This window comes from Corallococcus silvisoli (assembly GCF_009909145.1).
GTDB classification, from domain to species: domain Bacteria; phylum Myxococcota; class Myxococcia; order Myxococcales; family Myxococcaceae; genus Corallococcus; species Corallococcus silvisoli.
Genome location: NZ_JAAAPJ010000022.1, coordinates 33,455 through 47,366, shown reverse-complemented (window position 1 = coordinate 47,366; position 13,912 = coordinate 33,455). Strand labels below are relative to the sequence as shown.

13 protein-coding genes are annotated in these 13,912 nt (G+C 69.8%); 4 read left to right on the top strand and 9 right to left on the bottom strand.

Annotation, left to right across the window (positions count from 1 at the left end; genetic code table 11):
• Nucleotides 1-49: 49 nt before the first annotated feature.
• Nucleotides 50-1,153 carry a PE-PPE domain-containing protein gene (locus GTY96_RS32860; RefSeq protein WP_143908143.1) on the top strand — a complete coding sequence of 368 codons (1,104 nt, stop codon included), beginning with the start codon at nucleotides 50-52 and terminating at the stop codon, nucleotides 1,151-1,153.
• 158 nt (nucleotides 1,154-1,311) lie between these two features.
• Here GTY96_RS32860 and hxsC read toward each other — a convergent pair whose 3' ends face one another.
• The 8 genes from hxsC to GTY96_RS32820 form a co-directional block, all read right to left on the bottom strand.
• A complete protein-coding gene (gene hxsC / locus GTY96_RS32855; protein ID WP_161666764.1) occupies nucleotides 1,312-2,469 on the bottom strand; it encodes a His-Xaa-Ser system radical SAM maturase HxsC in 1,158 nt (385 codons plus the stop codon).
• A gap of 3 nt (nucleotides 2,470-2,472) precedes the next feature.
• Nucleotides 2,473-3,915, bottom strand: coding sequence for a His-Xaa-Ser system radical SAM maturase HxsB (gene hxsB, locus GTY96_RS32850; protein WP_161666763.1), 1,443 nt, complete (start codon nucleotides 3,913-3,915; stop codon nucleotides 2,473-2,475).
• Nucleotides 3,916-3,929: 14 nt separating this feature from the next.
• Nucleotides 3,930-4,280 carry a His-Xaa-Ser system protein HxsD gene (gene hxsD, locus GTY96_RS32845; protein ID WP_235686039.1) on the bottom strand — a complete coding sequence of 117 codons (351 nt, stop codon included), beginning with the start codon at nucleotides 4,278-4,280 and terminating at the stop codon, nucleotides 3,930-3,932.
• The gene (locus GTY96_RS37350) at nucleotides 4,270-4,881 is read right to left on the bottom strand and encodes a hypothetical protein (RefSeq protein WP_201756635.1); all 612 of its coding nucleotides are present in this window, start codon (nucleotides 4,879-4,881) and stop codon (nucleotides 4,270-4,272) included. Before GTY96_RS37350 ends, hxsD begins: the two co-directional genes overlap by 11 nt.
• Nucleotides 4,878-5,585 (bottom strand): hypothetical protein, encoded by a 708-nt coding sequence (locus GTY96_RS32835; protein ID WP_235686046.1) that lies wholly within the window; start codon nucleotides 5,583-5,585, stop codon nucleotides 4,878-4,880. Before GTY96_RS32835 ends, GTY96_RS37350 begins: the two co-directional genes overlap by 4 nt.
• Before the next feature lie 279 nt (nucleotides 5,586-5,864).
• Entirely contained in the window at nucleotides 5,865-6,287 is a 423-nt protein-coding gene (locus GTY96_RS32830; RefSeq protein WP_161666760.1) for a hypothetical protein, read from the bottom strand.
• Nucleotides 6,288-6,416: 129 nt separating this feature from the next.
• Nucleotides 6,417-8,558 (bottom strand): hypothetical protein, encoded by a 2,142-nt coding sequence (locus GTY96_RS32825; RefSeq protein ID WP_143908139.1) that lies wholly within the window; start codon nucleotides 8,556-8,558, stop codon nucleotides 6,417-6,419.
• Between the two features lie 16 nt (nucleotides 8,559-8,574).
• Nucleotides 8,575-9,102 carry a nuclear transport factor 2 family protein gene (locus tag GTY96_RS32820; RefSeq protein ID WP_161666759.1) on the bottom strand — a complete coding sequence of 176 codons (528 nt, stop codon included), beginning with the start codon at nucleotides 9,100-9,102 and terminating at the stop codon, nucleotides 8,575-8,577.
• An 88-nt stretch (nucleotides 9,103-9,190) separates the two neighbouring features.
• Here GTY96_RS32820 and GTY96_RS32815 point away from each other — a divergent pair, with 88 nt between their 5' ends.
• Genes GTY96_RS32815 through GTY96_RS32805 form a run of 3 tightly spaced genes read left to right on the top strand, consistent with a single transcriptional unit; the run spans nucleotide 9,191 to nucleotide 11,570 of the window.
• On the top strand, nucleotides 9,191-9,970 hold the full coding sequence (locus GTY96_RS32815) for an alpha/beta fold hydrolase (protein ID WP_143908135.1): 780 nt from the start codon (nucleotides 9,191-9,193) through the stop codon (nucleotides 9,968-9,970).
• Complete coding sequence (locus GTY96_RS32810) at nucleotides 9,952-10,740, top strand: ZIP family metal transporter (RefSeq protein WP_161666758.1); 789 nt, start codon at nucleotides 9,952-9,954, stop codon at nucleotides 10,738-10,740. The genes GTY96_RS32815 and GTY96_RS32810 overlap by 19 nt, the downstream gene beginning before the upstream one ends.
• A 20-nt stretch (nucleotides 10,741-10,760) precedes the next feature.
• On the top strand, nucleotides 10,761-11,570 hold the full coding sequence (locus GTY96_RS32805) for an SDR family oxidoreductase (RefSeq protein ID WP_143908131.1): 810 nt from the start codon (nucleotides 10,761-10,763) through the stop codon (nucleotides 11,568-11,570).
• An 8-nt stretch (nucleotides 11,571-11,578) separates the two neighbouring features.
• Here GTY96_RS32805 and GTY96_RS32800 read toward each other — a convergent pair whose 3' ends face one another.
• Entirely contained in the window at nucleotides 11,579-13,891 is a 2,313-nt protein-coding gene (locus GTY96_RS32800) for a hypothetical protein (RefSeq protein ID WP_161666757.1), read from the bottom strand.
• Nucleotides 13,892-13,912: the final 21 nt, after the last annotated feature.

The following is a 13,912-nucleotide window of genomic DNA, read 5'->3' as shown; positions in this document are numbered from 1 at the left end:
CTCTCATCCTCCGATAACTCCCTGAACCGGGAGCGCGGAGGACCCAGCCATGGCCATCGAGGGTGTTGGACGAGGAGCAATCCGGCCGGCGACGCCGCGGTCCACTGACGAAGCGTCCACGCCCGTCGCGGCGAGGAACACGGTCGCCCGTGCCCAGGTGAAGGCGGACGTCTTCGAGGCGAAGAGCGCCTCGGCCGCCGGCGCTGTCGCGGGCAACGCGAACCTCCCCCCGGTCCAGTCCAACACGGGAACGGTCCAGGCCGGTACGGTGACGCTGGACGAGGCGACGAAGGTGGCTCGCGGCGCGCTGAAGGTCGACGCGAGCGCCGACCCCAAGACGTACGACGGCATGTACCTGGGTTCGGATGGCTACGCGTATCCGCCGGACGCGTTCTCCATCTCCGAAGTCCCGCCGTTCAAGCCGGAGAAGCCCATCGCCTCCCCGACGCCGACGACGTACCACGTCAACGGCATCCTCACGAAGCCGCAGGACGACATGGGCGAGGCCCAGAAGCTGGCGAACGAGACGGGCACGAACGTGGTTCCCATCTACAACGCCACGGAGGGCCTGCCCGCGGACGTCGCGCAGACGGGCCTGGACCGGCTGGGCCTGGGGAACAACAAGGCGGCCCAGACGCTCGCCGACGCCGTCTACAACGACCTCCAGGCCGGCAAGAAGGTCAACGTCACGGGCTACAGCCAGGGCGGCGCCGTCGTGTCGAGCGCGTTGCGCGCGGTGGACAACCGCGTCAAGGGGGACATGGGCGGCTTCTGGGGCAACCTCCCCATCCTCGGCGAAGGCAACCGGCAGAAGCGCGAGGCGCTGCTCGGGAACATCAACGTCTCGACCTTCGCGGGCGCGGGCAAGACCTTCCCGGACGGGCCCAAGTACACGTTCTACGTCAACAAGCAGGACCCCGTGCCCACGTGGCTGGGCACGCACGAGTTCAACCCGGTGACGGACATCGTCACGGGCATCGTGTCGGGCCTCTTCCCGAGCATCGGCATCATCAACGGCGGCCCGTCGACCCAGGCTCCCAAGGGAGCGACCGTCCACACCTTCGACTCCGCCGGGACGAACGAAGACGTCTTCAACGTGGACGGCAAGCACGGCATCAACACGTACCTGAACAACATCCGGGACGCCTCGTGACGTGAGTCACGCGGGTACCAGGCTGTCGAAGAACGAGAGAGGCAAGAGCCCGGAAGCGCTCCTGTTCGGGCGGTCTTCGGCCCCGACGCGCAGCAGCTGAATGCGCGGGGCCCGGAAGCCATGAAGCGTGCGCAGCGGGCCGCCCCGCGGCCACGGCCTCACGGCGGCACGGCCGCGATTCCCCGGCTGCGCTTCAGGGCCGAAGACGCGAAGAAGCCGCCACAGGCCTCTCGCAGGGAGCACCCCTCACACTCGCGGAAGTAGACGTTCTTCCAGTCGGAGATGCTCTTGCGCGCGAAGGCATGGAGGTCGGCGGGGAGCACGCAGAGGGGATGGTTGTAGAGGGAGGTGCTGACGCCCGCGCGGTCCAGGATGCGAACCGAAGCGCGGAGGGGCTCCTGGTAGTCGAGCGGATCCACCCAAAGCTTCGGCAGGTTCGTCTTCGCGAAGCCCATCAGCTCCAACCCCATCAGCGCGACGTGGTCCACGAAGAGCAGGTTCCGGGCGATGAAGCGGGCCAGCTCCGGCAGGCGTTCGGAGGTGAGGGCGTGGATGACGACCCGGAGCTCCACCCGGACGCCCGCGCGCTTCAAGTTCAGGATGCCGCGAAGGGTTTCGTCGTACGCGCCCCGGGCCTGCACGACGTGGTCGTGCTCCTCTGGCAGGTCGGAGTACAGCGGGACGCCCACCATCAGGTCCGGATGACGGAGCCTCCCGAGTCCCTGCGCGAAGTCCTCCCGCGAGAATCGCCGGCCATTGGAGAGCAGATGGACCGCCGTCTCCGGCAGATGCGTCTTGAGCCTGTCCACGAGGCGGAGGAGTCCCTCCCCCAGCAGGCCGGGCTCGCCGCCCGTGATGCCCAGCTCGCGCGTCTCGGGTGAGATGAGTGGGATGAGCTCCAGCAGCTCATCCAGCAGCCAGGAGTCGTCCTGCTTGCGCGGCGGCTGCGAGCACATCAGGCAGTAGTTGTCACAGCGCTCGGTGACCAACAGGCTGTTGGAGGGGGACGCCCGCCGGTAGAGCACGCTGAGCCTTCGGTTCGACGGCTCCACCCGCACCACATCTCCCTCCGCGAGCGGGTGAAAGCCAGGTGGCAGGACATAGGCATCGGACACACCGACATCCGAGGACGCCTCCTCCAGCAGATACGCGCGAAAGCCCGGCGGGAGTGCGCCGGGCTTGCCCTGGACCAGGAGGATCCCTGGCACCCCACCGCGCGCGGTGGAGGTGGGGTGTTCGAGGATCCGCCCGATGAAGGGGTGGGCGGACGAGGGAGACACGGGGCGAAGGCCCGGCGCGGAGAGGCTGGCGTTCATGGCTCACAGCCACCCAAGCAGCGTCTCGCGGGCGGACGGCTCATCCTCGAGCAGCGTGATGACATGCCGCAGGACCGCCATCTGCTTCTTGCAGAAGGCGCTGAATGCCTTGTGCCCGACGGCGTCCCCTTGCGTCGCCCGGTGGAAGACCGGATCCGCGCCGCAGAGGGGCAGGAAGGCGCAGTCGCTGCACATGGGGACACCCTCCGGCATCGTGTCGCTCAAATGGGCCAGCAGGGATTCGGACGTCAGGAGGGCCGCGGCGTCATCGCTCGCGACGTGGCCCAGGCGGAACGAGAAGTCCCCCATCTCCGCCAGCATCCTGCCTTCGTCGGAGGCATAGACGAAGCCATCGTAGTTATAGACGAGTGCGCCGATGCCCAGGCCCGCGGGCGACTGGAGGTCGACGTAGTTCGCCCCCTGGGGGGAGAAGAGCTTCTGCAGGAGGATGGCCGTGAACTCCTCGCGCAGCGCGTACCCCCGCGCGTTGAGCTTCAGGATGTGAGCGAGCCCCCGCTTGTAGAAGGCAATCCACCTGTCGACGTCATAGGCCTGGGACAGCTTTCCCCGGACCGCGAAGCCATACGGACTCAGGTTGCGCAGGAAGATGCCGTGGAACCCCAAGCGCACGTACTCGTCGATGATCTCCTCCACCCGCTCCAGGCTGGTGCGGGTGGTGGTCATGAGGGCGGAGACGGCCTGCTCCCCCAGGGCCTCCCGTGCGCGGCGGATGGCAGCCACCGTCCGCTGGTGGCTGTCACCGCCCCGGACCGGACGCTGTGCGTTGTGAAGGTCCTCGGGCCCATCCAGCGACGTGGAGAGGAAGATGCCGTGCTCGCGACAGAAGTCGAGGACCTCCTCCGACAAGCGGGACAGGTTGGTGGCGATGACGAACTGGAGGTTCCTGCCCTGCGTCTGGTTCAGCGCCAGCGCGCGTTCGACGACGTAGCGGATGAGGCCAAAGTTGAGCAGCGGTTCGCCACCCTGGAACTCGATCTTGAGCGACGGCGATGGACTCTGGAACGTCAGCGCCAGGGCCCGGTCCGCGTGCTCCGGAGTCATGTCGAACCGGGTCCGGTCCTCCACCTGTCGCGACACCTGGCAGTACGGACAGGAGTGGTCGCAGCGCAGGGTAACCACGAAGATGTGCAGGCCCGTGAAGTCCGCGAGCTGCTCGGCCCGGGTCCGGTACTTGAGGGCCAGCAGATCCAACGCCACCCGAGACTGCCGGTCGAACATGAAGTGCCGGGACTTGAGCGCCTTGTAGCTCGCGGAGTCTGGCGGCAGCGCACGGCGGGCGAACGCGACGAGGTCCTCACGCGAGAGGACCACGTGCTCACCCACGTCGTTGGTCAGCACATAGCGGTTGCCGTCCAGCAGGCTGAAACGGAAGGGTGCGAGCCTGTAGTCCGGGTCGGGCTGGAAGGCCGCGCGCTCCTGGAACATGGAAGCTCCCAAGGTCAGTCCCGCCGGATGAGGTCCGTCCGAGAGAAGGCCTGCGCGAGAATCAACGCCCGGACAGACCGGGTCTCGTCGCCAATCTGCTCGCGCAACTCCTGGTCCAGCAGCTCCTGGAAGTAGCAGCGGACCGACTCCAGCGCCTCCGCCTCACGCGTCTCCGGCCGGAAGAGACAGGTGACGGAGAGCAGGTGCCCCTCCGGCGTCCCCAGGGCCGCCGTGAAGTGCTCCGCGAAGCGATAGCTGGCCTTCTGTACGGCGGAGAGGCGATAGACGCGAAGGTCGAGCGTCAGGCGGATGCGTCCCTCGTGGAAGACGAACGAGGCATCTCCGATAGGAGGATTACCACTCAAGCTTGACCTCTCCCGTCTGGCCCTCGAGCAGTTCGACCTCGACCGTGACCTGACCGAGGAAGCGGTTCTCCACGCGCACGACATGCGTCCCCGCGGACAACTCCATGGGGCCGGTCGCGTCCTGTCCCACGGCCTTGTCGTCCACGAAGATGCGGCCACCCGGGAATGCCACGAACGTGACGCGGGCGGGCTGGGGGGCTCGCGGTGGAGGAGGTGCGGTGTTCCGCGTCGTCTCGGTCTCGGGCGAAGGGGACGGCTCGGCCCTCCGAGTGGACGGAGGGCTGGGGGTCGTGGCCCGAGAGGGAGCGGGCGGCTCGTAGGAGGGGACGTAGCTGCCGCGGTAGCCCCCACCGCTGCTGGAGTAGTGGCTGCGGTGCGAGGAATGCGAGCGGTGCGAACGGTGCGCCGCGAGCAGGACCGGAGCCCCCCCGGAGGGCTCCACCAGGAGGAGCTCATGGTGAGAGTCCTCTTCCTCCCGGCTCCGGAGCGGGGAGCCCGAAGCCTCCACACCGGGCGCGAGGAGGCCGGAGGGCGCGGCGCCGCTGATCAATGAGAGCAGCGCGGAGCTGACGGAGAGCAAGCCCGGCGGTTTCGATGTCATGGCTTCAGGTCTCCCACGCGCAGCTCCATCAAGTCCGTGTTCCGCCACCGGGCGACGATGGGGATGGCACCCACCCTCCAGGTCGACGTCGTGGGCCCCTTGCCTCCTTCCCTCGCGGGTGGACGTGGAAGCGGGCCGGGTTGTCCCAGGGCCTGGGCCAGCAGGGCCGTGGTCTCCTCCGCCTGCGCTGGGGTGTTGAGCACGCGGCCCGTCTGGGTCCGGCCCACTAGGTAGACTCCCACGCAGCGATCCGCCTCCATCGCGCAGTGCAGCACCACCGAGTCCGCATCCCAGGTGAGGATCCGCGCATCAGAGCCTGCCGGGAGGTGCATCAACTGGAGGACCACCGCCCGCTCGGCACCGACCAGGGGGATCTTCCGGCGCTCCTCGCGGGCCCAGGTCGTCGCATCGATTGCTCGCGCCGCCAGCTCCCGGTCCTCTGGGAACTTTCCGGCCTCCGCGGCCCGTGCGAGGACTTCGTCCACACGATGAAGCCAGTCGCGAGTGGACTCTCCAGCACGCGAGGGCGGCGTGAGCGCCTTCATCAGGGCCTCGCGGGCCTGGGCGCGCTGGTTGTCAGCGGACGCCTGCTCCTCGCGAGCCGCCTTCCAACGACAGTTTCCGGCGGCGCATGCCGTGGGCTGCGGTGCTGCCCAGGAGTCCGGTCCTGCGCCCCACGCGAGAGGCCCCGTGAAGAGAAGCATGGCGCCCACGAAGGCTGTCCATTCCCGAGGGGAGCACCTCGCCCCGGGTCCGCTCCGTCTGTCCATGGTCACCTTCGCGCCTGGATTGCCCACAGGACGAATGATGCAGGAACGCACCCCCGGTGGACATCCCTCCAGGGAGGTAGATCCTGCTCCCCGTGGAGGTGTCTCTCCCCCAGCAGCGCGCTGGCTCGGAGCAGGTGTCTGCGTTCTGCATCGGCCTAAGCCCAGGGGACGGACTCACCCAGGGCCCGAGCCGCTCCTGAATGAGGCAGCGACTCACCCCGCCAGCAGGCGGACTTCCTCACACGGCGCGTCAACGGCCGCGGCCCTCACCGGGCTGGGGCGTCGCGCCGGGACGGGAGCGACGCCGCCCAGCCAGTCCCACGTCTCGCCGTTCCAGAGCTGCTCGCGCCATCCCAGCTGCGACGCGGCCTCGCGCGCCCTCGCACCGTGGGTGATGAGCGCCCAGCCCAGCCGGGACTGCTTGCACTCGCCGCTCTTGAACTTCAGCAGCCGGTGCTTTCCTCCCGCTTCCCCGCGATCCGCGTCCCAGAGGGCCTGGTTCTTGAGGCCCTCTCCCTGGAAGTCCACGCCGTTCCAGTCACACCAGGCGAGCACATCCTTCAGCCGGATCAACTTCGCGCCCCGTGAAAGTTCAGTCACTGCCGCCACGAGAAGGTCGGGGGTGATGACACGCATGGAAGAAGCCTCCGGTGCAGGTCGGCGAACGGAGCCAACCTACAGCGTGCGCTCCGCATGAAGGGCCTCCGAAACTTCATGCCTCTGTCATGGTTCTGTCATGAAGCGCGGCGGTTTGGCGCGGCGCGTCTACCATTCCGCCACATATGCCGCCCAGCGCCATGAGCCGATGGCGTCCGACAGCAGGTACACCTTCTTCATGAGAGAAAGGTATTCACCGCGAAGCCCCCACTCCTTCGCGTCACGCACGCCGATGGGGTCCATCCCGGAGCGGAACACGTCCCGCATCGCGGCGACCAGCCGGGTGATCAGATCCTGCGGTCCCTGGTTGAAGACCAGCAGCTCCCCTGACTGATACCGGTCCAGGGAGCCGGTGTTGTATTTGAGGTTCGAGCGAAGGAACACGACGCCCTGGACGCTCGATTGGGAGGACATCACCACCCGGGCCAGCTGCGCGAGGATGGGATAGAGGAAGGCGTTCGGCATCTCCCCGGCGAACTTCGTGAAGTCGATGACCAGGAGCACGTCCTGTGAGCCCTTGAGCTGTTGTCGGCTCAGGTACTCCAGCAACAGCGTGGCGATCTCCTCTCCTGCCTTCAGGCCCTGCGTGCCACGCTTCACCAGCTTCGAATGCAGGCTGTCGGAGAGGTTCACCCAGACCTGCGTGCCCTGGGCGCTGTCGAGCCCGACCTCCTCGCTGAGGAAGCCTCCCAGGTAGAACTCGAAGTAGGGCACGAACGGATCCAGGTTGTCCTTGCTGGGGACCGGGACATGCACCTCGAAGTCCATCTCCGCGAGGACGTCACACAGCCGCTTCCCCGCCGCCATGCCCGTGGGCGCGTAGATGCGGTGGAAGGTGCACGGGAACTGCCCTGTCGGGACGCTCTGAAGCGTCTCCTGGATGGCGGTCTCGGAGCACCCCACCGACGGTGCCCAGGCCCCCGCCAGCCCTGGAATCTTCTGGAGCGCGTCCTTGAGCTCCGTGGCCGACAGGCACGTCGCGCCAAGGAAGGCCAGCTCCCAGAGCGCGGACTCCAGCACCCAGAGATATTCGAAGAAGGTGAGGTCCTCCGGCTTCTGCTGGAGCACCGCCAGCTTCCGGGCGTGCCGGTGGATCCGCTCCTGCACGAAGCCGAAGAAGTCCGTCAGCCCCTCTTGAGAGTCCTCCATCACCTTCTTGCGCGCGGTGTGGACCAGCACGTTGGCGATCTCCACCAGCTGGCGGATCCACTCCACCGCCAGCTTGTGACCGCTCCTCTTCGCCACCTCCAGCAGCGCCTCGACATGGCCGAGCCGGGCGCCGCCATATCCCTTGTATCCCTTCCGGGGCTCCTCCGAGGTCTTCGCCAACGCCTGCCGCATCAAGCGCAACAGGTGGTTGAGATAGGTCTCGTTCAGCGAATAGGCCCCCAATGACAGACGGGTCCCGGAGTATTCGGCGCCGCCTTTCTCCTCGTGCCACGAGGTGTAGGAGGGTTCGGAGAAGCCAAACGAGCCCATGAAGGAGAATTTGATCCGCGGGTCCTCCTCCAGGAGGGGCCCGTCTGGAAACTGCGGAAAGACGAGCGTCCGCCGCGCGGGCGACAGGTGGCTGTTCGTCAGCGGATGCGGGAAGGTCGCGGTGAAGCGGCTGGGAGGCACGTACCTCCCGGAGACGGTGCCCGCGCGGAAGGTGAGGGTGTCCGGCATGCCGAAGGCCAGCGGCGTGCCTGTCACGTACTTCAACATCTGGCGGATCATGTGCGGCGGCGTGTCCTCGAAGGGCCGCACGTAGCCATCCAGGTCGACCGCTTCGTCCTCGGAGCCTCCCGACGCGCGGGTGCGCAGCCAGTTCGCGTTCTTCCGGGCCCGGCCGCCTCCCGCCGTCCGGTATCCGAACAGGGCCAGGTTCACCATGAACTGCCGGTAGCCCATCCCGAGCTCCACCTCGAGCTGCTTCAGGATGTCCCGGGGCTCATCCACCTTCAGGTCCAGCGCATCCACGTCGGACACCGGCATCGCCCGGGACTTCAGGGCGAACTTCTTCCGCGCCAGCTCGAAGGCCTCCGTGCCCACCGCCAGGGACCGGTTGACGATGCACTCGTTGGCCACCCAGAGGATGCTGAAGTGGTCCTGGTCCCCGTCCTTCTTCTTGTCATCGATGGTCGGCTTGGGCTTCCAGGGCACCGGCTCGACCGGCGATGACGAGCTGACCTGGAGGACCGCATCGCACTCGATGCACCTGCCGGGGAGTGGGCTCGAGAACTCCTTGCACGCGGGACAGGTGTACATGCGGGAGGCTCGTCCCTCAGGGCTTGGGCGGCGCCTTCGCCGGAGTGGCGGGCGCGGGCTTCGTCTTCGCGTCCGTGGCGATGCGGTTCGTCACTTCATCCACCAGGTCGTTGGGGATGGGGATGGAGAGGTTGTACTGGGCGATTCGCCACCCGGCCGCCTCCTTCACCAGCACGCCGCTGCCCCGCGCCGGGCCCAGGTTGGGCGTGTCCAGGGCCTCGTCGAACCACGCCACCTGGCCGTCCTTCGACAGGAACACGTTGCGGGACACCGCCTTGAAGCTCCAGGCCTTGCCCTTGGCGAAGTAGGGCTTCGCCCAGGCGTGGAACTGGTCCACCGTCCAGCGCTCCTCGCCATCCGTGCCCATGAAGACCGCGTCCGGCGTGAAGAGCGCGAAGTAGCGCGCCTCGTTCGCCACCGCCGCCGCGCGGTGCCAGTCGTCCAGCACCGTGGCCACCGCCACCTTCGGGTCGGCCGGGGCCGGGGCCACGGGCGCGACGGGGTTGGCGCCAAGCGCCAGCAACAACCAGGAGACGGATGCCATCGGGTTCACCTCGACGGAAGGGGGGTTCGCGGTATGAAGCGGCAGGGCGTGCCGCCGGTCAAGCCACGCCACGAAAGGTGGTGGTGGCGTGGTGCTCGAGAATTTCCAGGTAGGCACGGGTGACCTGCCCACGGTGATGCTGCACGGCTTCCTGGGCACGGGCCGCAACCTGCGCTCGCTCGCCGTCGCGTGGACGCAGGCCGACCCGCGCCGCCGCATCCTCCTGCCCGACCTCACGGGCCACGGCGCCTCCCCCGCCCTGCCCCCGGACGCCACCCTGACCACGCTCGCGCTCCACGTCGTGGACACGCTGGACGCGCAGGGCATCACCGGCGCCATCGACTGGGTGGGCCACTCGCTGGGCGGGCGCGTGGCGCTCGCCGCCAGCCTGGAGGCCTCCGACCGGGTGGGCAGCGTATCGCTGCTCGACATCGCGCCGGGGCCCGTGCCGCTGGACCTGTCGGAGAGCGGCTACGTGCTGGACATCCTCCTCAAGGCCCCGCCCCGCGCCGACAGCCGCCGCGAGCTGAAGGCGAACCTCACCGGCAACGGCCTGTCCGAGGGCCTCTCGGACTGGCTCCTCATGAACCTGGTGCCCGACGGCGACGGCGTGCGCTGGCGCTTCGACCGCGACGCCCTCTTCGGCCTGCACCGGCGCGTCAACGGCGAGGACCTCTGGCCCGCCGTGGAGCGCCCCGTCCATCCGCCCCTGCGCTGCATCCGGGGGGGCCGCAGCCGGTATGTGCCGGAGGAGAGCGCCCGGCGCCTGGAGGCCGCGGGCTGCCCCGTGGCCCTCCTCCCGGACGCGGGCCACTTCGTCCACGTGGACAGCCCCCAGGCCGTGCTCGCGTGGCTGATGGCCCCGTGATGGACTCCACCACCGTCCTGCTCGTCTTCATCGCCGTGGGGCTGGACGGGCTGGCGGGGCTCGCGGGCGGAGTGCTGTCCGAGCGCTGGTTGCAGAAGCGGCTGCCCGCGCTGGTGGCCTTCGCCGCCGGCACCTTGTTGAGCGCGGTCTTCCTGGAGGTGCTCCCGGAAGCCGTGGCCACCCGCGGTGACGTGGCCTTCACCTGGGCCTTCGCCAGCTTCGTCGCGCTGGCCCTGCTGGAGTGGGCCCTGGGCCATCACCACCACCACGCGGAGGGCGCCGCGGGCCATGCGCATGGCCACGCCCATGGCGCTCCCACGCTGCCCAGCACGCTGCTCGCGTCGGATGCGCTGCACAACATGGGGGATGGCGCGGCGGTCGCGGCCGCCTTCCTCGTGTCTCCGAACACGGGCTTCGCCACCGCCTTCGCCGTCATCGTCCACGAGCTCCCCCAGGAGGTGGGCGACTACGCGCTGCTGCGCGCCGCGGGCTGGTCCCGGGGCCGGTCGCTCCTGGCGCTGGCCGGGGTGCAGCTCACCGCCGCCGTGGGCGCGGTGGGCGTGCTGCTGGGCACCGAGCAGCTGCCCTCGCTCCGGGGCACCGTGCTGGCCATCGCCGGCGGTTCGTTCCTCTACATCGGCGCGGTGGACCTGCTGCCCGAGCTGCGCCGGGGCCCGGACTCGCGCCAGCGCGTGGTGGGCTTCCTCTGCGGGCTGCTGCTCATTGGCGGGCTGCACGTCGCGGAGTCCTTCGCGGGAGGCCATGGCTGAAGCCGCCCGCCCCTGCGAGGATGCGGCCCATGCAAGCAAAGTCCGTGATTGTCACCGGTGCCTCGGCGGGCATCGGCGAGGCGCTGGCGGTGGCCCTGGCGGGCCGGGGCGCGAACGTGGCGCTGGCGGCGCGGGATGCCCAGGCGCTGGAGCGCGTGAAGGCGCGCTGCGAGGCCGCGGGAGGCAAGGCGCTGGCGGTGCCCACCGACGTGGGCGACGCGGAGGCCTGCCGTCAGCTCGTGGAGCGCACCGTGGCGGCGTTCGGCGGCGTGGACGTGCTCGTCAACAACGCGGGCATCACCATGCACTCGCGCTTCGAGGACGTGAAGGACCTGGACCTCTTCGAGCGCATCATGCGCATCAACTACCTGGGCGCCGTCTACTGCACCTTCCACGCGCTGCCGCACCTCCGGGAGCGCAAGGGGCTGCTCGTCGCCGTGTCGTCCCTGACGGGCAAGACGGGCGTGCCCACGCGCACCGGCTACGCCGCCAGCAAGCACGCCATGCAGGGCTTCTTCGATTCGCTGCGCATCGAGCTGCTGGGCACCGGCACCGACGTGCTGGTGGTGTCCCCGGGCTTCGTCGCCACGGACATCCGCGCGCGGGCGCTGGGCCCGGAGGGCCAGCCCCTGGGCCAGAGCCAACGCGATGAGAAGGAGCCCACCATGGACGTGGACACCTGCGTGGCCCTCATCCTGCGCGCCATGGAGCGCCGCGACCGCGAGCTGGTGATGACGCTCACCGGCCGCGTGGGCATGGTGCTCAAGCTGGTGGCGCCGGGGCTGCTGGACCGGATCGCCGCGCGCACCATCCGCGGCAAGAAGGCATAGCGCCGGGGCTACTTCTCCAGCTTCGACACCATGCCCCACAGGCCGTCGAAGGTGGCGTTGCCCACCTGGTGCAGGCCGAAGCCCCAGAGGAAGGCGGTCATCCACGCGCCGGAGCCGCCCCACGTGGGGGAGAACACATCCAGCACCTGGAGCCCCAGCAGCACCGCGACGATGGACATCATCCCCAGCACCGCGAGCTCCACCTTCCACAGGTCGCGCGAGCGTGGCAGGGGGATCCAGTCCAGGTTCACCAGCGCGTCGGTGCTCGCCTTCGTCGCCGGGGGCGGCAGGGGAGAGAGGTTCCCGCTGACGGGGCCGCCGGGGAGCGGCGACGGAGCGGACTCGGGCTTCATCGCGAAGGGGTCCAGCGTCACCGCGGAGGTGACGGACTCCATCGCCCACCGCTCCTCCCCCATCCCCATGGCGGCGGGCGGCGGCGGACGCTGCGCGACGTGGCGGGCGAAGTCGTCGCGGGCGGCGCGGTACTCCGGCGCGGCCAGGTTCGCCTCGCCCCGGTCCAGGTGCGCGCGCGCCGCCGTCAGCCGCGCGTCCACCTCCGGCTGCCAGTCCGCCCGGGCGTGCCCGTCCCCCACGGCCTGGGCCTGGACCGGGACCTGGGCCAGGGCCTCGCCCAGGTTGTCCACCAGCTCGCGCAGGTACAGCGCGTGCGCGGACTGGTAGTAGAGGAACGCCTCGTCCACGCTGGAGAACATGTGGGCGCGCGCCCGGGCCAGCTGTTCGCCCACGCGCAGGCGCAGCGCCGCCCACTCCTCCTGCGTGAAGCCCCCCGGCAGCTCGTTCGCGTCGAGGGCGTCCTCCAGGTCCGACAGGAGGATCTCCAGGAACGCCTCGCGCGCGGTCTCCACCAGGCGGCGCGACGCCTCCAGGTCGGGGCCCGGCAGCTGCTGCCGCGCGCGCAGCAGGTACAGGGGCAGCTCGCCCTGGAGCCTGCGGCTCACCGGCTCATCCCCGCGCTGGGAGGCCAGGGTCTGGGATTGCTGCTCCAGCTCCGTCAGCCGCGACTCCAGCACCGCGCGCGCCACCGCCTCCAGGTCCAGCGTGCGCAGGAACTGCGCCTGTTCCGTGAAGTCCGCGGAGGTGGCCTGGTCGTTCTGGAGCAGCGTCTCCACGGCCTTGAGCTTGCGCTCCGCGTCCAGCAGGGCCACGCCCTTGAGCCCCTCCAACTGCCGCAGGAGGCCCGACCAGAGCGAGAACAGCTGGAGGCGTGCCTCGAACAACGCCAGCACGGAGTCCTGCACGACGAGCCCGCTCAGCGGCCGCTGGATGTCCTCGAGGAGCGCGTCCACCTGGCGGCGCAGCGACGCGGCCACCGCGGCCTCGCGCTCCAGCGGACGGGCGGGCACCAGCGATTGCAGCTTCTGGCGCGCGGCCTCCGCCCGGCCGCGCAGCGCCACGCGCGGGCGCACGCGCTGCACGTAGAAGCGCACGGACGCGGACGCCACCACGCCCAGGAAGATGAGGAACGCGCCGAACATCGCGGGCGTCTTCACCCAGACGGTGAAGGTCTGGTCCACCGCCGCGCCCTGCGGCACCAGCAGGCGCACCGTCCCGGTGTATTCGCCGGACTCCGGCAGGCCGTCCACGTCCAGGCTCAGCAGGCCGGTGCCGTGCGCGGGCACCTCGATGACGCCCTGGGTCTCCGAAGCCTGGGGAGCCTGGGGCTGGCCCTCCGGCCCGCGGAAGGACCAGCGCGCATCCTGCGCCTGCACGGGCGCCGCGCCATTGCCCGCCCCGCCCTCCTTGCGGTCCAGTTGCACCACCGCCGCGGGCCCCACCGGGCCGCCCACGCCCGCCGTCTCGCGGAAGGCCAGCCGCACCGTGGCCTTCCCGGAGAACGGCCCCAGCGTCCAGCCTCGCGCGGGCGCCACCGGATAGAACTGCACCGTCGGCGCCATCAGCACGCGCTGGATGACGAGCGGCGTGACTTCCCGCACGCCGTCCCCCACCAGCACCACGCGGCCCTGGTATTCGCCGGGCGAGGGCAGGTCCGCGGACAGCGTCACCGTCACCGGCTGCCGCACGGAGATGGGCACCTCCCGCGCGCCGTCCCCCGCCGTCCCCACGCGCACCGTCACTGGCACCTGCGTGCCGTCCACCGCCAGCAGCGGATCCACCCAGACCGTCACCCGCGTGTCGTCCGCTCCTGGAGGCGCTCCGCTCGCCCCCGCGTCGAGCCCCGGCAGCAGGTCCACCCGCAACGCCGTCTCCACGTGGCCGGTGGACGTGCGCAGCCGGACCTCGCCGTGAGAGGACACGCCCGCGATGCCGAAGCGCGGCGCCGCGAACACGAGCGCCGGCATCAGGCAGAGCACGGCACAGGT

Excerpts from the sequence above, each read along its gene's own strand:
- GTY96_RS32860 (WP_143908143.1), top strand. The coding sequence starts at position 50 with ATGGCCATCGAGGGTGTTGGACGAGGAGCAATCCGGCCGGCGACGCCG.
- hxsC (WP_161666764.1), bottom strand. The coding sequence starts at position 2,469 with ATGAACGCCAGCCTCTCCGCGCCGGGCCTTCGCCCCGTGTCTCCCTCG.
- hxsB (WP_161666763.1), bottom strand. The coding sequence starts at position 3,915 with ATGTTCCAGGAGCGCGCGGCCTTCCAGCCCGACCCGGACTACAGGCTC.
- GTY96_RS37350 (WP_201756635.1), bottom strand. The coding sequence starts at position 4,881 with ATGACATCGAAACCGCCGGGCTTGCTCTCCGTCAGCTCCGCGCTGCTC.
- GTY96_RS32835 (WP_235686046.1), bottom strand. The coding sequence starts at position 5,585 with ATGCTTCTCTTCACGGGGCCTCTCGCGTGGGGCGCAGGACCGGACTCC.
- GTY96_RS32830 (WP_161666760.1), bottom strand. The coding sequence starts at position 6,287 with ATGCGTGTCATCACCCCCGACCTTCTCGTGGCGGCAGTGACTGAACTT.
- GTY96_RS32825 (WP_143908139.1), bottom strand. The coding sequence starts at position 8,558 with ATGTACACCTGTCCCGCGTGCAAGGAGTTCTCGAGCCCACTCCCCGGC.
- GTY96_RS32820 (WP_161666759.1), bottom strand. The coding sequence starts at position 9,102 with ATGGCATCCGTCTCCTGGTTGTTGCTGGCGCTTGGCGCCAACCCCGTC.
- GTY96_RS32805 (WP_143908131.1), top strand. The coding sequence starts at position 10,761 with ATGCGGCCCATGCAAGCAAAGTCCGTGATTGTCACCGGTGCCTCGGCG.
- GTY96_RS32800 (WP_161666757.1), bottom strand. The coding sequence starts at position 13,891 with ATGCCGGCGCTCGTGTTCGCGGCGCCGCGCTTCGGCATCGCGGGCGTG.